At 69.2% G+C, this 22,411-nt stretch carries 29 protein-coding genes; 12 read left to right on the top strand and 17 right to left on the bottom strand.

Translation table 11 applies throughout. The features are described 5' to 3' along the window. The first annotated feature begins 16 nt into the window (after positions 1 to 16). The 3 genes from ftsH (at position 17) to folP (ending at position 3,294) form a co-directional block, all read left to right on the top strand. Positions 17 to 1,918 (top strand): ATP-dependent zinc metalloprotease FtsH, encoded by a 1,902-nt coding sequence (gene ftsH / locus CSW64_RS02725; RefSeq protein WP_099620659.1) that lies wholly within the window; start codon positions 17 to 19, stop codon positions 1,916 to 1,918. An 85-nt stretch (positions 1,919 to 2,003) separates the two neighbouring features. Further along, positions 2,004 to 2,471, top strand: a complete 468-nt coding sequence (locus CSW64_RS02720; RefSeq protein ID WP_099620658.1) for a YbjN domain-containing protein — start codon at positions 2,004 to 2,006, stop codon at positions 2,469 to 2,471. Between the two features lies 1 nt (position 2,472). Further along, positions 2,473 to 3,294, top strand: coding sequence for a dihydropteroate synthase (gene folP, locus CSW64_RS02715; RefSeq protein ID WP_245863810.1), 822 nt, complete (start codon positions 2,473 to 2,475; stop codon positions 3,292 to 3,294). On the opposite strand, the gene CSW64_RS02710 is transcribed toward folP, so the two are convergent. Together CSW64_RS02710 and CSW64_RS02705 are read right to left on the bottom strand one after the other, a co-directional pair. After that, positions 3,291 to 4,208, bottom strand: coding sequence for an acyl-CoA desaturase (locus tag CSW64_RS02710; protein WP_099620657.1), 918 nt, complete (start codon positions 4,206 to 4,208; stop codon positions 3,291 to 3,293). The genes folP and CSW64_RS02710 overlap by 4 nt on opposite strands. Further along, a complete protein-coding gene (locus CSW64_RS02705; protein ID WP_150131314.1) occupies positions 4,208 to 4,765 on the bottom strand; it encodes a hypothetical protein in 558 nt (185 codons plus the stop codon). The genes CSW64_RS02710 and CSW64_RS02705 overlap by 1 nt, the downstream gene beginning before the upstream one ends. 103 nt (positions 4,766 to 4,868) lie before the next feature. Here CSW64_RS02705 and CSW64_RS02700 point away from each other — a divergent pair, with 103 nt between their 5' ends. Continuing rightward, complete coding sequence (locus CSW64_RS02700) at positions 4,869 to 5,183, top strand: metalloregulator ArsR/SmtB family transcription factor (protein WP_099620655.1); 315 nt, start codon at positions 4,869 to 4,871, stop codon at positions 5,181 to 5,183. On the opposite strand, the gene CSW64_RS02695 is transcribed toward CSW64_RS02700, so the two are convergent. From CSW64_RS02695 to CSW64_RS02675, 5 genes are read right to left on the bottom strand one after another with little or no spacing between them, the layout of a single operon-like run. After that, the gene (locus tag CSW64_RS02695) at positions 5,180 to 5,716 is read right to left on the bottom strand and encodes a hypothetical protein (protein WP_099620654.1); all 537 of its coding nucleotides are present in this window, start codon (positions 5,714 to 5,716) and stop codon (positions 5,180 to 5,182) included. The genes CSW64_RS02700 and CSW64_RS02695 overlap by 4 nt on opposite strands. A gap of 23 nt (positions 5,717 to 5,739) precedes the next feature. Then, positions 5,740 to 6,225 carry an SRPBCC family protein gene (locus CSW64_RS02690; RefSeq protein WP_099620653.1) on the bottom strand — a complete coding sequence of 162 codons (486 nt, stop codon included), beginning with the start codon at positions 6,223 to 6,225 and terminating at the stop codon, positions 5,740 to 5,742. A 3-nt stretch (positions 6,226 to 6,228) separates the two neighbouring features. Further along, positions 6,229 to 6,777, bottom strand: coding sequence for an SRPBCC family protein (locus tag CSW64_RS02685; RefSeq protein ID WP_099620652.1), 549 nt, complete (start codon positions 6,775 to 6,777; stop codon positions 6,229 to 6,231). Continuing rightward, positions 6,774 to 7,085: an ArsR/SmtB family transcription factor gene (locus CSW64_RS02680; protein WP_099620651.1), complete on the bottom strand. Its 312-nt coding sequence runs from the start codon at positions 7,083 to 7,085 to the stop codon at positions 6,774 to 6,776. The genes CSW64_RS02685 and CSW64_RS02680 overlap by 4 nt, the downstream gene beginning before the upstream one ends. Before the next feature lie 44 nt (positions 7,086 to 7,129). Continuing rightward, positions 7,130 to 7,669 (bottom strand): RNA 2'-phosphotransferase, encoded by a 540-nt coding sequence (locus CSW64_RS02675; protein WP_099624085.1) that lies wholly within the window; start codon positions 7,667 to 7,669, stop codon positions 7,130 to 7,132. Between the two features lie 110 nt (positions 7,670 to 7,779). Here CSW64_RS02675 and thiD point away from each other — a divergent pair, with 110 nt between their 5' ends. Both thiD and CSW64_RS02665 read left to right on the top strand, forming a co-directional pair. Then, on the top strand, positions 7,780 to 8,586 hold the full coding sequence (gene thiD / locus CSW64_RS02670) for a bifunctional hydroxymethylpyrimidine kinase/phosphomethylpyrimidine kinase (protein WP_099620650.1): 807 nt from the start codon (positions 7,780 to 7,782) through the stop codon (positions 8,584 to 8,586). Continuing rightward, entirely contained in the window at positions 8,583 to 9,164 is a 582-nt protein-coding gene (locus tag CSW64_RS02665; RefSeq protein WP_099620649.1) for a nucleotidyltransferase family protein, read from the top strand. The genes thiD and CSW64_RS02665 overlap by 4 nt, the downstream gene beginning before the upstream one ends. Here the strand turns inward: CSW64_RS02665 and CSW64_RS02660 are convergent. The 3 genes from CSW64_RS02660 to CSW64_RS02650 all read right to left on the bottom strand — a co-directional run bounded on the left by CSW64_RS02660 (position 9,161) and on the right by CSW64_RS02650 (position 10,771). After that, entirely contained in the window at positions 9,161 to 9,652 is a 492-nt protein-coding gene (locus CSW64_RS02660; protein ID WP_099620648.1) for an SRPBCC family protein, read from the bottom strand. The two genes, CSW64_RS02665 and CSW64_RS02660, sit on opposite strands and share 4 nt — an antisense overlap. After that, on the bottom strand, positions 9,649 to 10,101 hold the full coding sequence (locus CSW64_RS02655) for a MarR family winged helix-turn-helix transcriptional regulator (RefSeq protein ID WP_099620647.1): 453 nt from the start codon (positions 10,099 to 10,101) through the stop codon (positions 9,649 to 9,651). The genes CSW64_RS02660 and CSW64_RS02655 overlap by 4 nt, the downstream gene beginning before the upstream one ends. Positions 10,102 to 10,318: 217 nt before the next feature. Continuing rightward, positions 10,319 to 10,771 carry a GNAT family N-acetyltransferase gene (locus tag CSW64_RS02650; RefSeq protein WP_099620646.1) on the bottom strand — a complete coding sequence of 151 codons (453 nt, stop codon included), beginning with the start codon at positions 10,769 to 10,771 and terminating at the stop codon, positions 10,319 to 10,321. A gap of 13 nt (positions 10,772 to 10,784) precedes the next feature. Between CSW64_RS02650 and CSW64_RS02645 the strand changes: the two genes are divergently transcribed. After that, complete coding sequence (locus CSW64_RS02645; RefSeq protein ID WP_099620645.1) at positions 10,785 to 11,597, top strand: PhzF family phenazine biosynthesis protein; 813 nt, start codon at positions 10,785 to 10,787, stop codon at positions 11,595 to 11,597. 63 nt (positions 11,598 to 11,660) lie between these two features. On the opposite strand, the gene CSW64_RS02640 is transcribed toward CSW64_RS02645, so the two are convergent. After that, positions 11,661 to 12,080, bottom strand: a complete 420-nt coding sequence (locus tag CSW64_RS02640; protein WP_245863809.1) for a hypothetical protein — start codon at positions 12,078 to 12,080, stop codon at positions 11,661 to 11,663. A 121-nt stretch (positions 12,081 to 12,201) separates the two neighbouring features. Continuing rightward, entirely contained in the window at positions 12,202 to 14,118 is a 1,917-nt protein-coding gene (locus CSW64_RS02635) for an ATP-binding protein (protein ID WP_342745842.1), read from the bottom strand. A 93-nt stretch (positions 14,119 to 14,211) separates the two neighbouring features. On the opposite strand from CSW64_RS02635, the gene CSW64_RS02630 reads away from it, so the two are divergent. Further along, complete coding sequence (locus CSW64_RS02630; protein ID WP_245863808.1) at positions 14,212 to 14,559, top strand: hypothetical protein; 348 nt, start codon at positions 14,212 to 14,214, stop codon at positions 14,557 to 14,559. A gap of 182 nt (positions 14,560 to 14,741) precedes the next feature. Then, complete coding sequence (locus tag CSW64_RS02625; protein ID WP_245863807.1) at positions 14,742 to 15,050, top strand: hypothetical protein; 309 nt, start codon at positions 14,742 to 14,744, stop codon at positions 15,048 to 15,050. A gap of 4 nt (positions 15,051 to 15,054) precedes the next feature. Here the strand turns inward: CSW64_RS02625 and CSW64_RS02620 are convergent, their stop codons facing one another. Genes CSW64_RS02620 through CSW64_RS02610 form a run of 3 tightly spaced genes read right to left on the bottom strand, consistent with a single transcriptional unit; the run spans position 15,055 to position 17,365 of the window. Further along, positions 15,055 to 15,948, bottom strand: a complete 894-nt coding sequence (locus CSW64_RS02620) for a DMT family transporter (RefSeq protein ID WP_099620642.1) — start codon at positions 15,946 to 15,948, stop codon at positions 15,055 to 15,057. Between the two features lie 41 nt (positions 15,949 to 15,989). Further along, on the bottom strand, positions 15,990 to 16,487 hold the full coding sequence (locus tag CSW64_RS02615; RefSeq protein WP_099620641.1) for a hypothetical protein: 498 nt from the start codon (positions 16,485 to 16,487) through the stop codon (positions 15,990 to 15,992). Continuing rightward, positions 16,484 to 17,365, bottom strand: a complete 882-nt coding sequence (locus tag CSW64_RS02610) for a hypothetical protein (RefSeq protein WP_150131313.1) — start codon at positions 17,363 to 17,365, stop codon at positions 16,484 to 16,486. Before CSW64_RS02610 ends, CSW64_RS02615 begins: the two co-directional genes overlap by 4 nt. Positions 17,366 to 17,561: 196 nt before the next feature. Between CSW64_RS02610 and CSW64_RS02605 the strand changes: the two genes are divergently transcribed. From CSW64_RS02605 to CSW64_RS02595, 3 genes are all read left to right on the top strand, one after another. Further along, positions 17,562 to 18,737 (top strand): phosphoserine transaminase, encoded by a 1,176-nt coding sequence (locus CSW64_RS02605; RefSeq protein WP_099620639.1) that lies wholly within the window; start codon positions 17,562 to 17,564, stop codon positions 18,735 to 18,737. A gap of 151 nt (positions 18,738 to 18,888) precedes the next feature. Beyond that, complete coding sequence (gene serA, locus CSW64_RS02600) at positions 18,889 to 20,463, top strand: phosphoglycerate dehydrogenase (protein ID WP_099620638.1); 1,575 nt, start codon at positions 18,889 to 18,891, stop codon at positions 20,461 to 20,463. Positions 20,464 to 20,572: 109 nt separating this feature from the next. Further along, positions 20,573 to 20,923, top strand: a complete 351-nt coding sequence (locus CSW64_RS02595; RefSeq protein ID WP_099620637.1) for a GFA family protein — start codon at positions 20,573 to 20,575, stop codon at positions 20,921 to 20,923. Between the two features lie 68 nt (positions 20,924 to 20,991). On the opposite strand, the gene CSW64_RS02590 is transcribed toward CSW64_RS02595, so the two are convergent. Together CSW64_RS02590 and CSW64_RS02585 are read right to left on the bottom strand one after the other, a co-directional pair. After that, positions 20,992 to 21,420: an ester cyclase gene (locus tag CSW64_RS02590; RefSeq protein ID WP_099620636.1), complete on the bottom strand. Its 429-nt coding sequence runs from the start codon at positions 21,418 to 21,420 to the stop codon at positions 20,992 to 20,994. Between the two features lie 61 nt (positions 21,421 to 21,481). Beyond that, positions 21,482 to 22,195 carry a GGDEF domain-containing protein gene (locus tag CSW64_RS02585; protein ID WP_099620635.1) on the bottom strand — a complete coding sequence of 238 codons (714 nt, stop codon included), beginning with the start codon at positions 22,193 to 22,195 and terminating at the stop codon, positions 21,482 to 21,484. Positions 22,196 to 22,411: the final 216 nt, after the last annotated feature.

Below are 22,411 nucleotides of genomic sequence, written 5' to 3'. Positions count from 1 at the left end.
CAGGAACTTTGAGCGGATGAACCTGCGTAATCTGGCCATCTGGGCCGTTATCGTCGTCGTGGCGGCCGGCGTCTGGAGCATGATGAATCGGGGCGGCGGCGCCGCGTCCGGTCCGGCCGCCGAGATCAGCTACAGCACGCTGCTGCAGCGCGTGGGCTCCGGCGACGTGAAGTCCGCGGTGTTTCGCGGCAACACGGTCGAGATCCAGGGCAAGGACGACAAGACCTATCAGGTCATCGCGCCGAGCAACGCCGAAGACCTGCTGAAGCGGATGGAAGCCGCCGGCGTCAACGTGATGATTCGTCCGACGGACCGCGCGCCGCTGGTCAGCATCCTGCTGAACGCCCTGCCGATCCTGCTGCTGATCGGCGTCTGGATCTTCTTCATGCGCCAGATGCAGGGCGGCGCCCGCGGCGCCATGGGCTTCGGCAAGTCCAAGGCCAAGATGCTCACCGAGCAGAAGGGCCGAAAGACCTTCGAGGACGTCGCCGGCGTGGACGAGGCCAAGGAAGAGCTGTCGGAAATCGTCGACTTCCTGAAGGACCCCGCCAAGTTCCAGCGCCTGGGCGGCAAGATCCCCAAGGGCGCCCTGCTGGTCGGCCCTCCGGGCACCGGTAAGACCCTGATCGCGCGCGCCGTCGCGGGCGAAGCGGGCGTGCCCTTCTTCACCATCTCGGGGTCGGACTTCGTCGAGATGTTCGTCGGCGTCGGCGCCAGCCGCGTCCGCGACATGTTCGAGCAGGCCAAGAAGAACGCGCCCTGCATCATCTTCATCGATGAAATCGACGCCGTCGGCCGTCACCGCGGCGCCGGCCTGGGCGGCGGCAACGACGAACGCGAGCAGACCCTCAACCAGCTGCTGGTCGAGATGGACGGCTTCGAGTCGAACGAAGGCATCATCCTGATCGCCGCCACCAACCGTCCGGACGTCCTGGACCCGGCGCTGCTGCGTCCCGGCCGGTTCGACCGCCAGGTCGTGGTGCCGAACCCGGACGTCTCGGGTCGCGAGAAGATCCTGCGCGTCCACATGCGCAACGTGCCGCTGGCCGCCGATGTCGACGTGCGCACCCTGGCGCGCGGCACGCCGGGCTTCTCGGGCGCCGACCTGGCCAACCTCGTCAACGAAGCCGCCCTTATGGCCGCGCGGAAGAACCGCCGCATGGTCACCCACATCGACTTCGAACAGGCCAAGGACAAGGTCATGATGGGCGCCGAGCGCCGGTCGATGGCCATGAACGAGGAAGAGAAGAAGCTGACCGCCTACCACGAGGGCGGCCACGCCATCGTGGCGCTGAACGTGCCGCTGGCCGACCCGGTCCACAAGGCGACCATCGTCCCGCGCGGCCGCGCCCTGGGCATGGTCATGCAGCTGCCGGAAGGCGACCGCTACTCGATGAAGTACCAGCAGATGACCAGCCGCCTGGCCATCATGATGGGCGGCCGGGTCGCGGAAGAGCTGATCTTCGGCAAGGAGAACATCACCTCCGGCGCCAGCAGCGACATCAAGGCCGCCACCGGCCTGGCGCGCAGCATGGTCACCCAGTGGGGCTACTCCGACAAGCTCGGCACCGTGGCCTACGGCGACAACCAGGAAGAGGTGTTCCTGGGCCACTCCGTCGCCCGCACCCAGAACGTCTCGGAAGAGACCGCCCGCCTGATCGACAGCGAGGTGAAGCGCCTGGTCCAGGAAGGCCTGGACGAGGCGACCCGCATCCTGACCGAGAAGCGCGAAGACCTCGAAGCCCTGGCTCGCGCCCTGCTCGAGTTCGAGACGCTCTCCGGCGAGGAGATCAACGGCGTGCTCAAGGGCGTGATGCCCAGCCGCGACGAGCCGACCGACAAGCGTCCGAGCGGCCCCAGCGCCGCGGTGCCGCTGTCGCCGCGCCCCACCGGCGTGACGGCCCGCAACCAGGACTAGGACCACAGCCGCCGGCCGGAGAGACCTTGGCGCTGTCTCCGGCCGGCGTTAGACCTCGGGCCTCAGGATCTGACGAGGGGTTCCGATGAAGGCTGTCATTCTCGCCGCCGGCGTCGCGCTGGCCGCGATCTCAAGCGCCGCCGCCGCCCAGACCATCCACAAGGACGGCATGACCGCCCAGGAGGTCGTCAGCTGGCTGCACAAGAGCGGCTACAAGGCTGAACTGACCAAGGACTCCCAGGGCGACCCGAAGATCAACAGCGCCGCCGGCGGCGTCAACTTCGCCATCCATTTCTACGACTGCGCGGCCTCGCGCTGCAAAGCGATCCAGTTCTCGGCGGGATTCGACCTGAAGGACGGCTTCACGCTCGAGAAGATCAACGCCTGGAACCGCGAGCACCGCTACCTGAAGGGCTATCTCGACAAGGAGATGGATCCCTACGTCGAGTACGACGTGAACGTGAACGCGGGCCGCACGATCTCGGGGCTGGACGACGATTTCGGCGTCTGGACCGGCATGATCGACGACTTCACCAAGTACATCGACTGGTAGGATGACGAGATCGGCCACGGCCGTCCTGCGAACCCGGGTCATGGGGATCGTCAACGTCACGCCGGACAGCTTCTCGGACGGCGGGCGTTTCATCGGCCACGGCGAGGCCCTGACCCATGCTCGGCGGCTCATCGCCGAGGGCGCCGACCTTCTCGACATCGGCGGCGAGTCGACACGGCCGGGCGCCGCCCCGGTCGACGAGACGGAAGAGATCGCGCGCACCGCCCCTCTGATCACAGCGATCCGGGCCGAGAGCGACATCCCGATCTCGATCGACACCATGAAACCGGCCGTGGCCCGGGCGGCCGCGACCGCCGGCGCCACGATCTGGAACGACGTCGCGGCCCTGCGCTTCTCGCCGGACGCGCCGGCGGTCGCGGCCGAACTCGGCTGCGAGGTCATCCTGATGCACATGCTGGGCGAGCCGCGCACCATGCAGGACGCCCCCCGCTACGACGACGTCGTGGGCGAGGTGGAGGCCTTTCTGCTCGACCGCGCCGCCGTCGCCGAGGCGGCGGGGGTGGCGCGGGCGAAGATCTGGCTCGATCCCGGCATCGGCTTCGGCAAGACGGTCGCGCACAACCTCGCCCTGCTCGCCGCCCTGCCCCGGCTGTGCGGACACGGCTATCCGCTGCTGCTGGGCGCCAGCCGCAAGCGGTTCATCGCCGGAATCGACCCGACGGCGACGGAAGCGACCGACCGCCTGGGCGGTTCGATCGCTGTCCATCTGCACGGCGCTCGGGCCGGCGCCGCGGCGGTCCGCGTCCACGACGTCCGCGAGATGGTCCAGGCGCTGAAGGTTCAGGCGGCGGTCGAGGGCTAGGCCCGCGCCAGTTCCTCGCGCGGCGGCAGAGTCTCGGGGGTGCGGACGTCCCAGGCCAAGCCGCACCGCTCCAGCAGGCGGATGAAGGCGAACCCCCAGTCGGCCTGTCCCGGATAGAGTCCCAGCTTCGCCGAACCGGGGAAGGCGTGGTGGTTGTTGTGCCAGGCCTCGCCCATGGTCGGGACGGCGGCCCAGGGGACGTCGTGGGCCTGGACGCCGGAGGTCGTCACCAGCCAGCTCTGCGGTCCCGTCCGGTGCGCGAACCGGCCGACCAGCCAGTGCCCCGTCACGGACACGCAGACCCGCACGCAGACGCCCCACACCACCCAAGACCAGCCGCCCAGCAGGTAGAGGCCGCCAGCGACCGGCAGCTGGTGCAGCATCCAGGTGCGCTCGAGGAAACGGTAGAACCGGTCGTCGGCGATGGCCCGCGGCAACTCCACCCGCGGCGGGTTGGCGAGCTCCAGCCGGCCATGCAGGTTCCACCCGTAGTCGGTCCAGAAGCCCGCCCGATTCGACAGGTAGGGATGGCAACCTGGCTGGCGCTGGCCCCAGTCGCGAAGGTCGTGGGCGGCGATCATCCAGAGCGGGCCGCTCATTCCGACCAGCGTCCCGACCCACATCATCGCGTAGTCCAGCCAGCGCGGCGCCTTGAAGCTGCCGTGGATCAGCCGCCGGTGAAAGCCGACCGAATGGCCGACCAGCAGGGTGAAGCCGGTCGTCAGCAGGAACACCGCCACAGCGCTCCAGCTGAAGAACAGCGGCGCCAGCACGACGGTCCCCAGGAGCATGCCGCCGTTCCAGAGCGAGTGGGCCGGGTCCCAGACCACCCGGCCGGCGACGGCGTCGTCGTCCGAGCCCTCGATCACGGAGTGGACGGCGTAGGGATCGTCGTCGTGATCATGACCCGTCATCACGCCGCCGGCTCCTTCGGCGGCGAATAGGCGACGTGCGCCACCACCCATCCGACGATCGCGGCGACCAGCGCGATGACGCTCGAGGTTCGCGCCGCGTCGAACCAGCCGTAGGGCGTCAGACGATCGTCGATCACCGTCGGAATGCCGTAGGCGGAGGCCGAGTAGCTTGACCCCGGTTCCGGCGGGATCAGGTCAAAGCCGCCTGTGAGGACGCCGAGGACAGCGGCGAACGCCAGCGTCGCTCCGTAGACGGCCGCCACGAAACGGCTCCTCACGCCGAGCCGATGCAGCAGGAACCAGCCGGGCGTCGCCAAGACCAGTCCGACGCCCCAAACCGCCAAGCTGAGCGGGATGGAGGCTGTGACAAGCAGGAGGTTGATGATCCCCAGGACCGGGTCGCTGACCATCAGAAACAAGACCACCACAATCAGTCCGCCGTGGATCAGCCCTGCGCCCCAGCCCGCGCCGACGGCCATCGCGATGACGGCCTGAGCCGGTGTGATGTTGCGCCGTGCGCGTTGACCCCAGCCGCCCCGGCCCGCTTCACCCCGCACCGACACCTCCAAGCCCCTCTCATCGAGTTGGTAATTAGTTTTTTCCTTAAATACCTACGCGCGAGAAATTGCAAGGGATTAGCTAATCCCTTAAATTCGGAGCATGCAGCGCGTGTTCGAAGCCCTCTCCTCGACGGTCCGCCGGAAGATCCTCGCCTACCTCGCCCACAGCGAGCTGACGGCGGGCGAGATCGCGTCGCGGTTCGAGATGTCCAAGCCGGCGGTGTCGCAGCACCTGTCGATCCTGGAGGCCGCCGGGCTGGTGGAGAGCGAGAAGCGCGGCCAGTTCGTCCACTACCGTCTGACCCCGGACAACATGGTCAACGCCCTGAACGACTTCGTCCAGGAGGTCTGCCCCGTGTCCAAGCCGCTGAAGCGCGAGAGCGCCAAGATCGCGGCGTCGAAGGGCGAGCGCTAGCGCGCCACCTGGGCGGGGAACATCAGCAGCTCGCCCTTCCGCAGGGATCGGAGCCCCTCGATGATCGGAGCATGGACCGGCCAGTCGCGGCGCACGTCGCTTCCATTGCTGTCATAGCTGCACAGCAAAAGCCCAGCGGCCCGGACGCCGGGCGTGGCAAGCACGCCGGTCAAGGCGGCGCTCCACTGGTCGAAACTATCAACCGCATGTTTTCGCGTCGCCAAGGCGTCCGCCCTCGCCCGATCGGCGAACGCTCTTTCGATCCGGGCTTCACTCCAGCCCTTGCGGCGCATACGCACTCGCTCCCGGGCTTCTCTCGCCCTTTCGTCGACGTCATCTATACCGGGATGGCCGAGCACCGTGCCGCAGTCGCACATCTTCGTCGTCGTCCAGAAAGCCCGCTCGCCGGGCTTCAACGAAGCTTCAAGGAAGGGCTTGTCGGCTGGATGCGCCTTGCGCCCAGCCGCTCTCATGGCGGCGTCGATGATCGACGCGTCGCCGCCATCGACAACAAGGCTGATGAAGTCGCACATCCCCGCAACCTAGGAGTTCGAAGCTAGCGGGACCAGCCCTCGACCAGGCTGTCCGAATGCCGCCCTTCGATCAGGCCCAGCTCGAGGCCGTGCTCCAGCCAGGCCTTGGCGCCGGCCAGGACCAGGGCGAAGCCGCCGGTGGAGTCGAGCGCGTCCTGTGCGCAGGCCGCGAAGTCGCCGCCAAAGCCGCTGTTGACCACCGTGACCTTGGTCGCGCCGTCGCCGCGCGGTTCGAAGGTCCACTCCACCGGCGTCAGGGTCCCGTTGTAGTTCCAGTCGATCAGGAGGCGGCGAGGCGGTTCGACCGCCTTCACCACCACCTCGTCGCCGACGCCGTACATGTCCCAGTCCCAGCGGATGCGGGCGCCCGGCTCAAGCCGCCCGCTTCCCCGCGTGAACCAGAAGCGGGACGTGATCGCCGGGTCGACGAAGGCCTCGAAGACCTCCGCGACCGGACGGCGGATCAGCATGGCCGCCTCGGCGACCGGCCTCTTGGCGTCGTCAGCCATCGATCAGACTTTCAGCTGTTCGTCGTACGTCGCCTTTAGCGCGCGCCAGTCGTCCCAGTTCCACGAAGTCGCCTGGCCCAGGATCGCGGCTTCCAGGCCCCGCAGGTGCTGGGTCCAGCCGCCGAGGTAGCTGGTCATCGAGCCGACGTCCTTCGACGGCACGTGGTGGGTCATCACCAGCCAGGTCCCGTCGCCGTCTGCGTTCAACTCCCAGCGCACGACGTGGTCCCCGTCGAAGGTGTGTTCGAAGACCCGGGGCGGATCGTAGACCAGGATGGAGTTGGGCCGCACCCGAGCCTGGTCCTCTTCGGTCCAGGTGTCGGTGCAGGGGTGGTCGAAGCGCAGATCGTAGCGGCCGCCGGCCTTCATCTCCATGTCCGGCTTGGCGAACCAGCAGGCGATGCCTTCCGGCGTGGCGATGGCGCGCCAGACCTTATCAGGCGCATGGCGCAGGCGGCGCTCGAAGCGCAGCTCGTAGCCGCCTTCCACCTCGCGCCAGGAACCGGCGTCGGGCGGCAGCGGGGTCGGGACGGTCAGGGTGGCGTGGGTCATTGCGGGTTCTCCCGGTCCAGGTGCTCCTCCAGGGCGTCGAGCTTCGAAGACCAGAACCGTCGGTACGGGGCCAGCCAGGCGTCGATCGCCGCCAGCCGGGCGGCGTTGACGCTGTACAGCCGTTGCCGCCCTTCGGGCCGCACAGCCACCAGGTCCGCCTCGCGCAGCACTCGCAGATGCTTGGAGACGTTCGGCTGGCTGATGCCGAGAGCGCCGATGAGATCCCCCGCCGGCCGCTCCCCCTCCCGCAGGAGGTCAAGGATACGGCGGCGATTGGGCTCGGCCAGGGTTTCGAAGACGATGTCCATGGCCGACACATGCCCATACAGTTATATAACTGTCAACGCATATATTATGCGGGCGCGATGTAGTCCGGCGGAACCGCGTCGGTCAGCCAGACCCCGTTGCCGGCGACGAAGAACAGATGGCCGTCCGCCGCCATCCGCGCGGCGTCGACGACCAGGATCACGGGCTTGCCGCGGCGGGCGCCCACGCGCTCGGCCGTCGCGACGTCGGGCGAGAGATGCACATGATGCCGCCGCATCTTCTTGAGGCCGCCCTCTCGGATGGCGTCGAGGAAGCGGTCCACCGTACCGTGGAACAGTTGCGCCGGCGGCGCGGTCGGTTCGAGCGCCAGCTCGACGTCAATCGAATGCCCCTGGCGCGCCCGGATATGCTCCAGGTCGGGACTGAACTCGAACCGCTGCTTGTCGTTGGTCTCGACCACCGTCAGCAGACGGTCGAAATCGGCGCCGTGCTCGCGCCCCAGCGCGGACAGCAGGGCATCCGTGGACGCCCAGCCTTGGGCGTCCAGGGTCAACCCTCCGGCGTCCGGCCGGTGCCGGAGCCAGTAGGACAGGGTCTTGGATAGGGTCTTGTCATCAGTAGTCATGCCGCGCCTTTCGCATGACGCCGTCATGCGAGCCAGGCGCCGGCCGCCCATCACGCGCGCTTTCCACGCGGGGTGAGGACACGGGGCGACACCGCCGCTACAACCGCGTCATGAGCGCTCCCGAATCCCACAAGGGCCGCGTCCTGATCATCGCCGGCTCGGACAGCGGCGGCGGGGCCGGCGTCCAGGCCGACATCAAGACCGTCACCGCCCTCGGCGGCTACGCCGCCACCGCGATCACCGCCATCACGGTTCAGAACACCCTCGGGGTGACCGGCGTCCACGCCGTGCCGCTGGGCATCATCGAGGCGCAGGGCCGCGCCGTGCTGGACGACATCGGCGCCGACGCCATCAAGACCGGCATGTTGGGCGACGCCGCGACCGTCGAGGTCGTGGCTCGGCTGATCGACTCCGCTCCGGACGCCCCGGCCGTCATCGATCCGGTCATGATCGCCAAGGGCGGGGCTTCGCTGCTGGCGGCCGAGGCTGTCGCGGCGGTGAAGACCCTGCTGATCCCCCGCGCCGCCCTGCTGACGCCCAACGCGCCGGAGGCGGAGGCCCTGACCGGCCTGGCCGTCGCCTCGCTGGACGACCAGCGCCGCGCCGGCGAGGTCCTGCTGGCCCTGGGCGCCAAGGCGGTCCTGATGAAGGGCGGCCATGTGCCCGGCGACCGGGTCGTCGATGTCTTGATCACGTCCGCAGGCGAGACGCTGTTCGAGGGCGAGCGGATCGAAACCCGCCACACCCACGGCACGGGCTGCACCCTGGCCTCCGCCTGCGCCGCGGGCCTGGCCCAGGGCCTGCCTCTGGCCGAGGCCGTCGCCCGGGCTTGGAACTATGTACACGAGGCCATGCTGCGCGCGCCCGGGTTCGGCGCCGGACACGGCCCCCTCGATCACGGCTGGACGCTGCGATGACCGAGACTTTGGAACAGCGCCTGGAGACGATCGTCCGCGGCTCGGATTCGCTGATGACGGTGCTGCGGCTGGCCCGCGAGCTGGACCTGCCTGACTGGCTGGTCGTGTCCGGCGCGGTGTACCAGAAGGTCTGGAACCACCAGACGGGCCGCGATCCGGACCATGGGATCAAGGACTACGACCTCGCCTATCACGACGCCTCGGACACCACCTACGAAGGCGAGGACGTGCATATCAAGCGCGCCGAGGCCTACTTCCCGCCGCCCTATGACCAGCAGGTCGAGGTGCGGAACCAGGCGCGCGTGCACCTGTGGTTCGAGGATCACTTCGGCGAACCCTACGAACCGCTGCACAGCAGCGCCGAGGCCCTGGGCCGGTTCGTCGCCCCTTGCTTCGGCGTCGGCGTCCGGCTGGAGGCGGACGACAGACTGACCATCGAGGCGCCGTTCGGCCTGGATGATCTGTTCGCCATGACCATCCGGCCCAACCCCAACCGCCCCCGGGCCAAGGGCTGGGACAAGGTGATCCGCTCGGCGCGCGAGCGCTGGCCCGAGATCACGGTGTTCGACCGGGACTAGGCGCTCGCCAGGGCCGCGAGATAGGCCTTCAGGCTGGCGTCGTAGCGGTAGGCGAAGCGGCCCAGGCCGCGAAAAATAAGATTGTCGACGAAGCCGCGCTCGGTGATCCGCACGCGCGTCCCCGCCCCCTCCGGCGTCAGGGTGATGATCCAGTAACCGCCCCAGGGGCCCTTGGTGAGGATCGTGCTGCGGAAGCCCGCGTCGGCGATCTCCTCCTCCAGCCGGTAATCCACCGCGTCGCCATGGCTGGTCTCACGCCAGAACACCGCGCCGCCCTCGCGCCGGATATCCGACACCGCCACGCCTTTGCGCCAGACGGAATAGCCGCTCGGATCGCGGATCAGCCCCGCGACCGCGGCCGGCGGCTTGCCGATCACGGCCTCGCCCGTCGCCACATGGTCCCGCGGCGCGGTCAGCCCCAGGAGGGCCACTCCGCCCGCGACGAGGGCGAGCAGCAGCGCCGCGCCGATGAGAATCTTCACGATCATGCCCCGCCCTCCGCGCGCCTCAGCCGGTCGGCGGCTTCGGCCAGCAACGCGAGCCCGCTCACCGCCCGACCGCGCTCCTCCTCGTCCAGCGTCGCCAGCAGCCGCTCGACCCGCCCCGCGTCCAGCACCGAGTCTTCGACGACCGCCGCGCGTCCTTCGTCCGTCAGCCGCACGATGCGCCGGCGGGCGTCGCCCTCGTCAGCCTCCAGGCGGATCAGGCCGAGACCTTCGAGCCGCCCCAGCGCGGCCGACAGCGTCGACGCCGCCAGCCCCAGATGCCGCGCCAGGTCGCCCGCGCCCGTTCCAGCCGGATCGGTGACATGGGCCAGCAGGCCCGCCTCGCGCCCGGTCAGCCCCCGGACCGAGCGGTCCCGGGTGCGATGCTCGACATGGCAGGCGAAGTAGATGCGCGGATAGCCGCGCATCACGGAAAGGACATCGGGGCTCATGCGACGAGGCTGACTCTCGCCGGATGCTTCGTCAAAGCGAACGATCTGACGCCCGCAAATCAGCACCGATCATCCCGGCGAAGGCCGGGACTCAGGTCCAGCCCTCGCGGAAGGGTGACTTCGCGCCAAGGCATGGCGCTGCGATCTGGACCCCGGCCTTCGCCGGGGCGATCGGGTGGCGGCGCATGCTGAAGCTCCACCTCGTTCGGCGCCGCTCCTAGCGCCCCCGCAGGTAGACATCCGGGTCGCGGATCTCCATCCAGCGGTCGGCGCCCGTCAGGTCGCCGAAGCCGAACTGCCGGTAGAGGCCGTGGGCGTCGGCCGTGGCCAGGTGCATCCGGCGGAAGCCCTGCAGATCGGGATGGTCCTTGAAGTAGGCCATCAGCGCCTTGCCCAGGCCGGAGCCGCGATAGGCCTCGTCCACGAACACGTCGCAAAGCCAGCCGAAAGTGGCGCGATCGGTGACCACCCGCGCCATCGCCGCCATCTCGCCCGCCTTGTCGAAGGCCCCGAAGGTCAGGCTGTTGCGCACGGCCGCCGCGAAGGTCGTGTAGGGGATGCCCTTGGCCCAGTACGACTCCTCGGCGATCCACCGGTGGGCGCGCGGCAGATCGAACCTCGCGGGGTCGTCGCTGATGGTGTAGCTGCCGATCTCCCGTTCGTATGTCATCGGAGCCTCTCCCGTGCGCCAGTGGACCGTAGACGCCTTCGCCTCCGCGCCATTCAAGGGCAATCCGGCCTGTGTCGTCGAGCCTTTCACGGCCTGGCCGGACGACGCCTGGATGCAGGCCCTGGCGCAGGAGAACAATCAGGCCGAGACGGCCTTCCTGCTGAGAAGCGACGATCCGGCGCGCTTCGGCCTGCGCTGGTTCACGCCGGCGCTCGAGGCGCCGCTGTGCGGCCACGCCACCCTGGCCGCCGCCCATGTCCTGTTCGCCGAGCTGGGCCTCGACGCCGACGGCGTCACCTTCGACACCCTGTCAGGCCCGCTCACCGTGAAGCGCATCGGCGCTGGCTACGAGATGGACTTCCCGGCCCAGCCGCCGAAACAGACCGACATTCCCGCCGGCCTGGCCGAGGCCCTGGGCGCAGCGCCCTCCGAGGTCTGGGCGGCGAACTACCTGGTGGCGATCTTCGAGGATGAGGCGGCGATCCGGGCGCTGAGACCGGACCTGGCCGCGCTCGAGAGGATTTCCGGCGCGGCTACCGGCGGGCGAGGCAACCTTTCGGCCGCGGCTCTGGCGCCGGCCGACGCCCCCTACGACGTGGTCAGCCGCTTCTTCGCGCCCGGCTCGGGCATTCCGGAGGATCCGACCACCGGATCGGCCCACTGCATTCTATCGCCGCTTTGGTCGGCCCGGTTGAAACGGTCGGCGCTGCGATTCCACCAGGCCTATCCGGGACGGGGCGGCGACCTGGAATGCGAGCATCGCGGCGACCGTGTCCTGCTCCGCGGCGAGGCCGTGACGACGGTCGAGAGCGTCCTGCGTCTCTAGACGCGGAGACGCCTCCCGTTGGGGAGACAACGGGAGGCGTCGGCCGCATCGCTGTGCGGGGGGTTACCAGCGACGCGGGTCGTTCGGGAAGCGGTCGACGCGGTCAGCACGGCCATCGCCGTCGCGGTCGTAGCGGTCCGGGTGGCCCGGATGGCCAGGGCGGCCGTAGTGGTCGCGGTCATTCCGCTCATACCGGATCTTGGCGCTCAGGGTGTCGAAGCGACGGTCCAGATCGCGGCGCTCCCAGGCGCTCAGCCCGCCCTCGGTGCGACGATAGCGGTACTCGAGGTTGGCGATCTGGCGGAACTCGGCGCGCAGACGCTGGGCTTCGTTGCGGGTGATCTGGCCGTTGCGGACGCCCACGTCGATGCGGCGGTCCAGGTTGGCCTGGCGCTGGTTGATGTCCTGCCAGGGGGCGGCCATGGCGGGCGCGGCGGCGGCCAGAGCCGAGACCGCCAGAACGGGGATCAGGATCTTCTTCATCGTTCGGTTTCCTCTTCGCTCGGACGCCGTCGGGAGGACGACGTTGAACGAGAGAAGACACCCCCGAACCTGAAACGGTTCTGAGCCGCTCGTTATGTTCTGTTCAGGCTGGCCAGTCGGCTCAGGCGGCTTCGGAACGGGCGGCGGCGGCGTCCGCGACGGCCCGCTCGATGGCGTCGTAAAGCCGTCGCAGCTCGATCGGCTTCGACACGTGGCCGTCCATGCCGGCCGCCAGATAGGCTTCGACCTGGTGCACCAGGGCGTTGGCGGTCAGGGCCAGGATCGGCGTCTTCGGCAGCCCCTCCGACGCCTCGGCGGAGCGAATCGCCCGCGCCGCCTCGACGCCGTCCATGATCGGCATCTGGATATCCATCAGGATCAGGTCGAAGCCGCCCGACCGCCAGGCGGCCACGGCCTCGCGGCCGTCCGGAACGATGTGCAGGTCGACCTGCAGGGGCTCCATGACCGCCTGAAGCACCTTCTGGTTGGTCAGGTTGTCCTCGGCGGCCAGGATGCGCATCTGGCGCTGCTCGGCGTCGTCCGCCGCCGGCCCTTCCGCGACCTCGATCGCCGGCGGCGCGGCGCGCGGCAGCGGCAGGTCCACGACGAAGGTCGAGCCCTCGCCCTCGATGCTGCGGGCGGTGATAGCCCCGCCCATCAGCTGAGCGAGCTCCCGGCAGATGGCCAGGCCCAGCCCCGTGCCGCCGAAGCGCCGGGTCGTGGAGTTGTCGGCCTGGATGAACTTCTCGAACAGCGTCGGCAGCTTGTCGTGGGCGATGCCGATGCCGGTGTCGGAGACCGTGAGCCGAAGCCCCGTGGCCGACAGCGAGAAGCGTGCGGTGACGGCCCCCTCGACGGTGAACTTCACCGCGTTCGACAGCAGGTTCGACAGGATCTGGCGGAGGCGGTCGGGATCGCCCCGCCACCAGCCGGCGGCGTCGGCGTCGACCGTCAGGGCGAACCGCAGACCCTTGTCGCCGGCCAGCACCGAGAAGACGCTGGAGACGCCCTCGGCCATATCCGACAACGAGAAGTCCTGTTCAGACAGGTCCAGCCGCCCCGCCTCGATCTTCGACAGGTCGAGCACGTCGTTGATCACCGCCAGAAGCAGCTCGCCGGACTCGCGGATCACGCCGAGCCGCTCCCGCTGGCGCGGGCCGAGATCGTCGCGGGCCATGACGTCGGCCATCGCCAGGACCCCGTTCAGCGGCGTGCGGATCTCGTGGCTCATGTTGGCCAGGAACTGCGACTTCAGCACATTGGCGGCGTTGGCCTGGTCGCGCGCCTCGACCAGTTCGCTCAAGGTCCGGCGCAGATCACGGTCATTGGCGTCCAGCTTGGTCAGCAGCTGGTTGAAGCTCTGGGCCAGGCTGCGGAACAGGCCGTCGTCGGCGTCTTCAGCGACCGGCGTGAACTGACCGCTCTCGGCGACCTCCTCCATCGCCTCGGACAGGCGGTTGACCGGCTGGATCACGCGCCGCGCGAGGGTCGTGGCGACGAACATGGCGATGCCGGCCGCGCCGAAGAACAGCGCGAAGGTCAGGGCGGCGTAGCGCGGCGCCAGCGACGCCAGCGTCGGGCTCTCGACGGTGGTGACCAGCACGCCGACCTGGCGGCCGTCCAGGACGACGGGCGTGCGGACCGTATGCTCCTCGCGGGTGGCGCTGGCCGGGTCGCTCTGGGTGGACAGGATGCGTCCGTCGTTGTCGATCAGGCTGGCCGAGCGGACGCCGGGAGCGTCGATCACCGCCCCGACCACTCTGTGGGCGGCGTCGGCGTCGCCGGAGGCCAGCGCCGGACCGCCGATCCGGGCCACGACGACATTCAGCGCGGCGTTGGTGGCCTGGGTCTCCTGCCGGGAGACCGCCCACTGCTGGATCATGAAGGTCGCGCAGGCGGCCAGCAGGACCGCCACGGTCGTGATCAGGGCCACACTGGCGATGCGCGCCTGGAAAGGCGCGTGGCTGTCCGCGGCTCTGCTGCTTCGCTGCTGGTTCATCTGCCCGATCAGGCCCTTTTCCAGGGCCTTATGGCGCAATCTCCCTAACGCTTCGCTTCCGTGACCGGTTTATGATTTGTTTACCTTCCTTCATCTTAAGATTTCGTTTACTATCTGCTCGCCTGACGGCTAATGGAGAGCAAAGTGGAAAAGGTGTTTGTCGCCAAAAAGGTCGCAACCAAGCTGTACGCGACCGAAGCCGCGCTCGACGCGGCGATGACTGAAGCGGCTGAACTGATTGGTGAAATGGTGAAGGCGCGCGCCGAGCTTGGGCTCTCCGCCGTCGTGGGCGACCAGGCGCAGGCCAAGATCGTCGAAGCGATCGCCGCCCTCGGCGAAGCGCGCACCGCCGTGGTCGCGGCTCACGCCGACCTGGACGAAGTGCGTCGTCGCATCGGCGTCCGCACGAAGGGCCTGGGCTTCCTCGACAAGCCGGCCGCTCAAGCGACCGAAACCGTGGACCTTCGCGAGGTCGGCTAAGACCGATTTAATTGCGATAGTTTAACTTCCCAGCATCTCTAACCTCGTTAGAGACTGAAGGGATGTACACGTCGCTCGAACCCATAATCGGCTGGCTCGTCCTCTTAGCGACCTGCCTGTTCGCTTGGTTCAAAGGGACCGCTCCCGAACGCTTGGGAGCGGTTTTCCTATTGGCGGGCACCGTGCTCGCGCTCGCCATCGAGCTGACGCTTCCGCTGCATTCCCGGACCGTGCCCATCCTGATCGGCGAGGGCCTGCTGGCGCTGGGCTTTCTGGTCCTGGCCATCCGCTACGCCAGCCTGTGGCTGGGCGTGGCGATGATCCTGCAAGGCCTCCAGTTCAGCCTGCACGCCTTCTACATCGTCATGGAGCGGGAGCGAGACTGGCTGTTCGTCGCGGTTACGAACGTCGTCACCCTGGCCATCATCCTCTGCATCCTGGTCGGTACGGTCTTCGCCTGGCGACGAGCGAGTCGCGCGGCCAGGGGCTGAGCGCTCAGGCCCTTCGCCGCGCCGTGGTCAGCGCCACGCCGCCGAGCACCAGGGCCAGGGCCGCGAAGGCCGTCCATCCCGGACGCTCGCCCATCAGGCCCACGCCGACGGCCGTCGCCCAGAGCGGCACAAGGTAGATGGCCATGCTGGTGAAGACGGGTCCGCGTCGCTGGATCAGCCAGACATAGCCGACCGTCCCAAGACCCGTGGAGAAGACGCCCAACGTAACGACCGCCGCCGCCGCCCCGATCGGCGGCAGGGGCGGCGGTCCGGCGATGACCAGCGCCCCGATCGTCGCCAGGACGGCCCCCGACCCGCACATCATCAGCGCGCCCGCTGTCGGGCTGACCGTCGGCGCCTTGCGGGTGATCACATTGGACGCCGCATAGAGCGCTGCGGCGGTGATCGACAGGCCCAGCGCGGCCGCCTCGACCGTCACCCCGCCCTGCAGCCTGGGCCCCACCAGAACCACCAGCCCGACGAACCCCATGGCCACCCCCAGCGCTCGTCGGAAGGTCAACCGCTCGTCGGCGAGGACGAAATGGGCCAGCGCGACGGTGAACACCGGCGAGGCGCCGTTGCAGATGGCGTTGACCGCACTGGGCAGGCTGGCCGCGGCGGTGGCGAACAGCATGAACGGCGCCGCCAGGCCGACAAGGCCGAGCACCAGATACCAGGGCCAGGGCGACACTCGCGCCACGGACAGCGGCGGCGTCCGCTCGCCCCGCGCCGCACAGATCAGCCACAGCACCGCCGTCGCCACCCACAGCCGGCCGACCGACGTCCAGACCGGCGGGATATCCGTCACCGCGACCTTCAGGAGGGCGAAGGCCGAGCCCCAGGCCACGACGAGCAGTCCCAGAACCACCCAGTCCAGATTGCGATTCGAAACGCCCATACCGCTTGCGTACGCGGGCTAGGGCGGCTTGTCGCGTCGCGTCAGGCGGCGGCCGGCGACGCGAGCAGCGTTTGCACGCTCTTCACGACGCCGGTGACGGCCCCCAGCACGCCGGCGAGCGCGGACAGGCTATCCGCGGTCTTGGCGAAATCGTCCTTGGTCTTCTTCAGGTCGGCGGTCGCCCCCTTCACCGCAGCCTTGGCCGCCGCGACGTCGGGCGCGCCGTCCAGCCAGGCGATGATCGCGCGATCGAGCTGAAAGCCTAGCATCTGGGCCTGGTCTCGGCAGGGCTTGATCGCATCGGCCCTGGCGAAGGCTTCGGTCGCCCCCGCCGTGTCGCCGGCGCGCTGAGCGGCCCCGCCCGCCCGGATCGCGGCGTCATGCTTACGGCGCAGGGCGTTGGCCAGATCGTTGGCGGCGGCCATGGCCGCGGTGGCCAGCTGCTCGAACTCCGCGTGGCTGAGGTCGTCGCGGTCGAGGGTCGCCGTCCGGCCTGTTTCCAGACGGGCGATCAGCGCCTTCAAGTCTTCGTCTGTCATGCCGGCGTCTCCGTTTCCGCCATCGCGCTCTTCGCCGCCGTCAGGATGCCCACGAAGGTCTGCAGCTCGCCCAGCGCCGCGGCGGGATCCCCGCCGCCCCTCAGAGCCTGGACCAGCGTCGCATGCCCGTCGGCCAGGGGGCGGTAGTCCGTCCGCACCTGCCGGGCGGCGTTGACGTCGACCGCCGCCGTCGCCGCCAGAGCGAACTGCGCCTGCCGCGTCGCGTCGTCGGGCGCGCGCTGCCAAGCCTCCCAGGCCGCATCGAGCTTCATCACCGCCGCCCGCTCCAGGTTCGACTTCAGCCGGTCCGATACGCGTCCCATTCGCTCGGCGGCCAACCGGACGGCGGGGTCCGCTCGCTCCGCCGCCTGGCGAAGGGCCGCCCGCCGCTTCTCGACCAGGCCCTGGTTCGAGGCCCAGACGACGCCGTCGACGATCGGGCCGGCGAGCGTCGGGGCGCCCGGGATCACCGCTACGAGCCCCTTCACCGCGGCGCCCGCCCGTCCGGCGGCGGCCTGGGCGGCGGCGACGTCCTGCGCCTCGGCCAGTTCGGCCATAGCGTCGCCATAGGCCGCCAACGCCGTGATCAGCGCCCGGGTCTCCGATGCCGTCGGCGCAAGCCGAAACGACGCGCCGTCCGGGAACGCCACCAGCAGCTCGCAGGCGCCCGAGCCGCCGATGTCGCAATTGTCCCGCTCCAGGCTGCCCCCGGGCCGCGCGAGCGCGATGGCGTTCACCGTCTCGGACTCCTTGGCGGCCAGCGCCACGAAGGCGTCCCGGTCGGCGGCGGCCAGCGTCCGGAAGGCGCCCGCCTCGCGCGCCGGCAGCGTGCCGCAGCCCGCCAGCACCAGCGCCAGGCCCACAATCCAGAGCTTCATCATGCCCCTCCTCGCCCCGACGGGACGGTAGTCGGAGAACGCCGATCTCGCAACGCCGGGAAGGCCGCCCGGAAGCTCCCTCGACCGCCCTCCAGAAAATCTCCGCTTGTGCGGCGCCGCAAAATGAGGTTCTTCGGCGGCGGGCCACGCCCTCCCAACGGGGCGCTGCTCATCTGCAAGGATGGGAGACATCGCAGTGACTACGACTCCGCAAAAGCCGGAATACCGTCCGGCGCGCCCCGAGTTCTCTTCCGGCCCGTGCGCCAAGCGCCCCGGATGGACCCCCGAAAAACTCAACGACGCCGTCCTGGGCCGCTCGCACCGCGGCAAGCCGGGCAAGGCCAAGCTGAAGCTGGCCATCGACCGCACCCGCGAGGTGCTGGGCGTTCCGGCCGACTTCCTGGTCGGCATCGTTCCCGGCTCCGACACCGGCGCCGTCGAGATGGCCATGTGGTCGATGCTGGGCCCGAAGCCGGTCCAGCTGCTGGCCTTCGAGTCCTTCGGCAAGGACTGGGTCACGGACGTCACGAAACAACTCAAGCTGCCGGGCGTCGAGGTGCTCGACGCGCCCTACGGCCAGCTGCCGGACACCTCGAAGGTCCGCCCGGACGCCGATCTGGTCTTCACCTGGAACGGCACCACCAGCGGCGTGCGCGTGCCGAACGCCGACTTCATCTCGGCCGATCGCACCGGCATCGTGATCTGCGACGCCACCAGCGCCGCCTTCGCCCAGGACCTGGACTGGGCCAAGCTCGATGCGGTGACCTTCTCCTGGCAGAAGGCGCTCGGCGGCGAGGCCGCCCACGGCGTGCTGATCCTGTCGCCCCGCGCGGTCGCCCGGCTGGAGAGCTACACCCCCGCCTGGCCGATGCCGAAGCTGTTCCGCATGGTCGACAACGGCAAGTTCAACGCCGCGATCTTCGAAGGCGCCACGATCAACACGCCCTCGCTGCTCTGCGTCGAGGACGCTCTGGACGCCCTGAACTGGGCCGAAACCGTCGGCGGCGCCGCCGGCATGAAAACCCGTTCGGAAGCCAACCTGGCCGCGCTCGAGGCCTGGGTGGCCAAGACCGACTGGGTCGACTTCCTGGCGCAGGACAAGGCGATCCGGAGCAATACCTCCGTCTGCCTGAAGGTCGTGGATCCGCGCGTCACCGCCCTGCCCGCCGATGCTCAGGCCGACTTCGCCAAGAAGCTGGCCTCGGTGCTGGAGAAGGAAAAGGCCGCCTACGACATCGGCGGCTACGCCAAGGCGCCTCCGGGCCTGCGCATCTGGTGCGGCGCGACGGTCGACACGGCCGACGTGGTCGCCCTGACGCCCTGGCTCGACTGGGCCTTCGCGTCCATCTCCACCGAACTGGCGACCGCCTAAGCTTCCCTAGAACCCCCTCAGTCACCGCTCCGCGGCGACAGCTCCCCCAGAGGGGAGCATCCGCGCCGGAGATCCTCCCCTCTGGGGAAGGTGGACCGCCGAAGGCGGGACGGAGGGGGCCCCATTCAGACATCCAGCAAGGAGTCCCTCCATGCCCCGCGTCCTCATCGCCGACAAACTGAGCCCCGCCGCCGTCGACATCTTCAAGAACCGCGGCGTCGACTTCGACATCAAGACCGGCCTGGCCAAGGACGAGCTGATCGCCGTCATCGGCGACTACGACGGCATCGCCATCCGCTCGGGCGCCAAGCTCGACAAGGACGTCATCGCCGCCGCCACGAACTTGAAGGTCATCGCCCGGGCCGGCATCGGCGTCGACAACGTCGACATCCCCGCCGCCACCGCCAAGGGCGTGGTGGTCATGAACACCCCCTTCGGCAACTCGATCACCACCGCCGAGCACGCCATCGCCATGATGTTCGCCCTGGCCCGCCAGATCCCGGCGGCGGACGCCAGCACGCAGCAAGGCAAGTGGGAGAAGAACCGCTTCATGGGCGTGGAGCTCTACGCCAAGACCCTCGGCCTGATCGGCGCCGGCAACATCGGCGGCATCGTCGCGGACCGCGCCAACGGCCTGAAGATGAAGGTCATCGCCTACGACCCGTTCCTGTCGCCCGAACGCGCCATCGAGATGGGCGTCGAGAAGGTCGAGCTGGAAGACCTCCTGGCTCGCGCCGACGTCATCACCCTGCACACCCCGCTGACCGACAAGACCCGCAACATCCTGTCGGCCGAGAACCTGGCCAAGACCAAGAAGGGCGTGCTGATCGTCAACTGCGCCCGCGGCGGCCTGGTCGACGAGACGGCTCTGCGAGAACTGCTCGACAACGGCCACGTCGCCGGGGCCGGCTTCGACGTCTTCGTCACCGAGCCCGCCAAGGAGAACCCGCTGTTCGGCAGCGACAAGGTCGTGGCCACGCCGCACCTGGGCGCCAGCACCAACGAAGCCCAGGAGAACGTGGCCCTGCAGGTCGCCGAGCAGGTCAGCGACTTCCTGCTGACCGGCGCCGTCACCAACGCCCTGAACAGCCCCTCGATCACCGCCGAGGAAGCGCCGAAACTGAAGCCCTTCGTGGCCCTGGCCGAGAAGATCGGCGCTTTCGCGGGCCAGATGGTCGACTTCGGCATCAACAGCATCGACATCGCCTACGAGGGCCAGGTCGCCCAGCTGAACGTCAAGCCGATGACCAGCGCCGCCCTCGCCGGCGTGCTGCGGCCGATGCTGGCGGAGATCAACATGGTCTCGGCCCCCGCAGTGGCGAAGGATCGCGGCATCGTCGTCTCGGAAAGCCGCCAGGACGACAGCCCGATCTACGACAGCCTGATGCGGGTCACGATCACCACCGAAAAGGGCGTCCGCGCCTTCGCCGGCACCGTGATCGGCGGCGCGCCGCGCATCGTCGAGGTCAAGGGCATGGAGCTGGACGCGGCCTTCGCCCCGGCCATGCTCTACGTCAACAACCTCGACAAGCCGGGCTTCATCGGCGCCCTGGGCACCATCCTGGCCGAGGCCGGGGTGAACATCGCCACCTTCAACCTTGGCCGCGTGGCCGCTGAAGAGGACGCCATCGCCCTGGTCGGCGTCGACCAGGCGCCGGCGGACACGGTGCTGGCCCAGATCCAGGCCCTGCCGCACGTGAAGGAAGCCCGCGCACTGACCTTCTAGGGACAGCCTCGGCCGGAGCCGCGCCTCTCGGGGGGCGGCTCCGGCCTTGTCGACCCTCGTTGATCGATGTTATCGCTTTCGGAACATACCAAGAACTCCGGAGGCGACGATGAGCTACCAGGGAAGCTGCCATTGCGGCGCGGTGACCTTCACCGTGACGGCGGAGCCGCCGGCCGACGCCGTCAGCTGCAACTGCTCGCACTGTCGCCGGAAGGGCCTGCTGCTGACCTTCGTGCCGGCCGCCGCCTTCACCCTGACCAGCGGCGAGGAGGCGCTGACCGAGCACCTCTTCAACCGGCACAAGATCCGCCACCGCTTCTGCAGCGCCTGCGGGGTCCAGCCGTTCGCCGAGGGCGAAACCCCCGACGGCGCGGCCATCCGGGCCATCAACCTGCGCACCGTCCCCTCCATCGACCTGGACGCCCTGACCCTGAACAAGGTCGACGGGGCGAGCTACTAGGGCCGCCCGCCCCACACCGGTCATCCCGGCCTTCGCCGGGACGACAGGCTGAAAAGGGCCAAGAAGTCCTAAGCCAGCCCCAGCGCCCGGCCGACGGCGCCGGGGTCGAAGAACGGGCGCTCGCAGACGATGCCGTCGCCGTTCGGCGCGAACTCGAAGGTCGCGGTCATCCGCACGCGGAAGGCGCGGCCCGTCGGCTCGACGACCTTGCCGCCGAACTTCAGCGGGCCCAGGTGCGTGCCGGTCAGCCAGAACTCGACCAGCACGGTGTCGCCGTCATGGGCGATGGCGATGATCTCGTTGCCCTGGTCCGGGAAAGGCGTCCGCGAGGCGGCGAAGTAGCCGCGCACCGCCGCCTCGCCGTCGAAGACCGCGCCCGTGGCCATCTCGTAGCGCGGATGCTCGAAGGTCGCGATGACCGCGTCCCAGTCGCAGACGCACTCCAGCGCCATATGGTCGCGCACCACCTGGATGCGACGTTCGGCAAGACTCTGCATGGTCTCTTTCCTCCCCTTGAGGAGGCAGCCTAGCCTGGACGAACGATTGTTTGGAAGAGGATCAAACGCCGGCGCGCTTGCGCACAAACATCCGGGCGTCGGCTTCGGCGAGGACGGTTTCGGGGTCGGCGCCGCCCTCGACCGGACGCACGCCGTAGCTGACCCGCAGGGGCGCGGACCAGTCGCCCAGGTCGACCGGCGTCGACTGGATCACCTGCTTCAGCCGCTCGGCCTTGGCGTTGGCGGTCTCAAGGTCGGTCTGCACCAGGATGACGGCGAACTCGTCCCCGCCCAGGCGGCCGACGATGTCGGTCTCGCGCGTGTTGGCCAGCAGCCGATCGGCCACCGCCCGCAACGCCATGTCGCCGGCGGCGTGGCCGAAGCGGTCGTTGACGCTCTTGAAGCCGTCGAGATCGAAATAGACCACCGACGCAGGCGAGCCGTAGCGGGCGGCGAAGGCGGCGACGCGGTGCAGCTCGCGCACGAAGGCGCGCCGGTTCAGCAGCGGGGTCAGGACGTCGCGGTCGGCCAGGGCCTCGACCTCGGCCAGGCGGCCCTTCAGCCGGCCGACCTCGCCGCGCAGATCGTCGATCTCGGTCAGCAGGGTCTTGATGGCGCTCTGGACGGGCGGGGTCAGGTCCGTTTCGTCCAGGCCGAGGAAGGCGGTCTTGTCGGCCGGCGCGGCCTGATGCGCCGTCGCCTCCGCGCCGGCGCGCGCCAGCGCCCGCTTCCGCATCGCAGAGAAGGCTTCCGCCCGTGCGCCGCCGATCTTCATGCGAGAATCAAAGTCCAACCACCCGACGCAACGGAATCTGACGCATCGGTTGCGGCGCGACAAGCGGCGCCTATACTCCGCGCCTTTCCGGAGCACGAAAGGCGAAAGTGGAAGCCGGTTTCGGCGGCCATCGTGCTCACACTTCTGGAAAGAGGGAGGCGATCCCGCTATGCGGAATGGCTCCGGAGCCCTCCCTCCTCCAGACTCCGGACAGGG

Origin of the sequence: Caulobacter mirabilis (assembly GCF_002749615.1) — a bacterium.
GTDB lineage: Bacteria > Pseudomonadota > Alphaproteobacteria > Caulobacterales > Caulobacteraceae > Caulobacter > Caulobacter mirabilis.
Note: the sequence above shows the minus strand (reverse complement) of the source record. Positions and strands in the feature narration are given on the sequence as shown.

Excerpts from the sequence above, each read along its gene's own strand:
- CSW64_RS02690 (WP_099620653.1), bottom strand. The coding sequence starts at position 6,225 with ATGGCTGACGACGCCAAGAGGCCGGTCGCCGAGGCGGCCATGCTGATC.
- CSW64_RS02695 (WP_099620654.1), bottom strand. The coding sequence starts at position 5,716 with ATGTGCGACTTCATCAGCCTTGTTGTCGATGGCGGCGACGCGTCGATC.
- CSW64_RS02595 (WP_099620637.1), top strand. The coding sequence starts at position 20,573 with ATGAGCTACCAGGGAAGCTGCCATTGCGGCGCGGTGACCTTCACCGTG.
- CSW64_RS02675 (WP_099624085.1), bottom strand. The coding sequence starts at position 7,669 with ATGACTACTGATGACAAGACCCTATCCAAGACCCTGTCCTACTGGCTC.
- CSW64_RS02650 (WP_099620646.1), bottom strand. The coding sequence starts at position 10,771 with ATGACATACGAACGGGAGATCGGCAGCTACACCATCAGCGACGACCCC.
- folP (WP_245863810.1), top strand. The coding sequence starts at position 2,473 with ATGACGAGATCGGCCACGGCCGTCCTGCGAACCCGGGTCATGGGGATC.
- thiD (WP_099620650.1), top strand. The coding sequence starts at position 7,780 with ATGAGCGCTCCCGAATCCCACAAGGGCCGCGTCCTGATCATCGCCGGC.
- CSW64_RS02685 (WP_099620652.1), bottom strand. The coding sequence starts at position 6,777 with ATGACCCACGCCACCCTGACCGTCCCGACCCCGCTGCCGCCCGACGCC.
- CSW64_RS02640 (WP_245863809.1), bottom strand. The coding sequence starts at position 12,080 with ATGAAGAAGATCCTGATCCCCGTTCTGGCGGTCTCGGCTCTGGCCGCC.
- CSW64_RS02680 (WP_099620651.1), bottom strand. The coding sequence starts at position 7,085 with ATGGACATCGTCTTCGAAACCCTGGCCGAGCCCAATCGCCGCCGTATC.
- CSW64_RS02665 (WP_099620649.1), top strand. The coding sequence starts at position 8,583 with ATGACCGAGACTTTGGAACAGCGCCTGGAGACGATCGTCCGCGGCTCG.
- CSW64_RS02585 (WP_099620635.1), bottom strand. The coding sequence starts at position 22,195 with ATGAAGATCGGCGGCGCACGGGCGGAAGCCTTCTCTGCGATGCGGAAG.
- CSW64_RS02615 (WP_099620641.1), bottom strand. The coding sequence starts at position 16,487 with ATGACAGACGAAGACTTGAAGGCGCTGATCGCCCGTCTGGAAACAGGC.
- CSW64_RS02660 (WP_099620648.1), bottom strand. The coding sequence starts at position 9,652 with ATGATCGTGAAGATTCTCATCGGCGCGGCGCTGCTGCTCGCCCTCGTC.
- CSW64_RS02710 (WP_099620657.1), bottom strand. The coding sequence starts at position 4,208 with ATGACGGGTCATGATCACGACGACGATCCCTACGCCGTCCACTCCGTG.
- CSW64_RS02720 (WP_099620658.1), top strand. The coding sequence starts at position 2,004 with ATGAAGGCTGTCATTCTCGCCGCCGGCGTCGCGCTGGCCGCGATCTCA.
- ftsH (WP_099620659.1), top strand. The coding sequence starts at position 17 with ATGAACCTGCGTAATCTGGCCATCTGGGCCGTTATCGTCGTCGTGGCG.
- CSW64_RS02630 (WP_245863808.1), top strand. The coding sequence starts at position 14,212 with ATGGAGAGCAAAGTGGAAAAGGTGTTTGTCGCCAAAAAGGTCGCAACC.
- CSW64_RS02590 (WP_099620636.1), bottom strand. The coding sequence starts at position 21,420 with ATGCAGAGTCTTGCCGAACGTCGCATCCAGGTGGTGCGCGACCATATG.
- CSW64_RS02620 (WP_099620642.1), bottom strand. The coding sequence starts at position 15,948 with ATGGGCGTTTCGAATCGCAATCTGGACTGGGTGGTTCTGGGACTGCTC.
- CSW64_RS02700 (WP_099620655.1), top strand. The coding sequence starts at position 4,869 with ATGCAGCGCGTGTTCGAAGCCCTCTCCTCGACGGTCCGCCGGAAGATC.
- CSW64_RS02655 (WP_099620647.1), bottom strand. The coding sequence starts at position 10,101 with ATGAGCCCCGATGTCCTTTCCGTGATGCGCGGCTATCCGCGCATCTAC.
- serA (WP_099620638.1), top strand. The coding sequence starts at position 18,889 with ATGCCCCGCGTCCTCATCGCCGACAAACTGAGCCCCGCCGCCGTCGAC.
- CSW64_RS02610 (WP_150131313.1), bottom strand. The coding sequence starts at position 17,365 with ATGAAGCTCTGGATTGTGGGCCTGGCGCTGGTGCTGGCGGGCTGCGGC.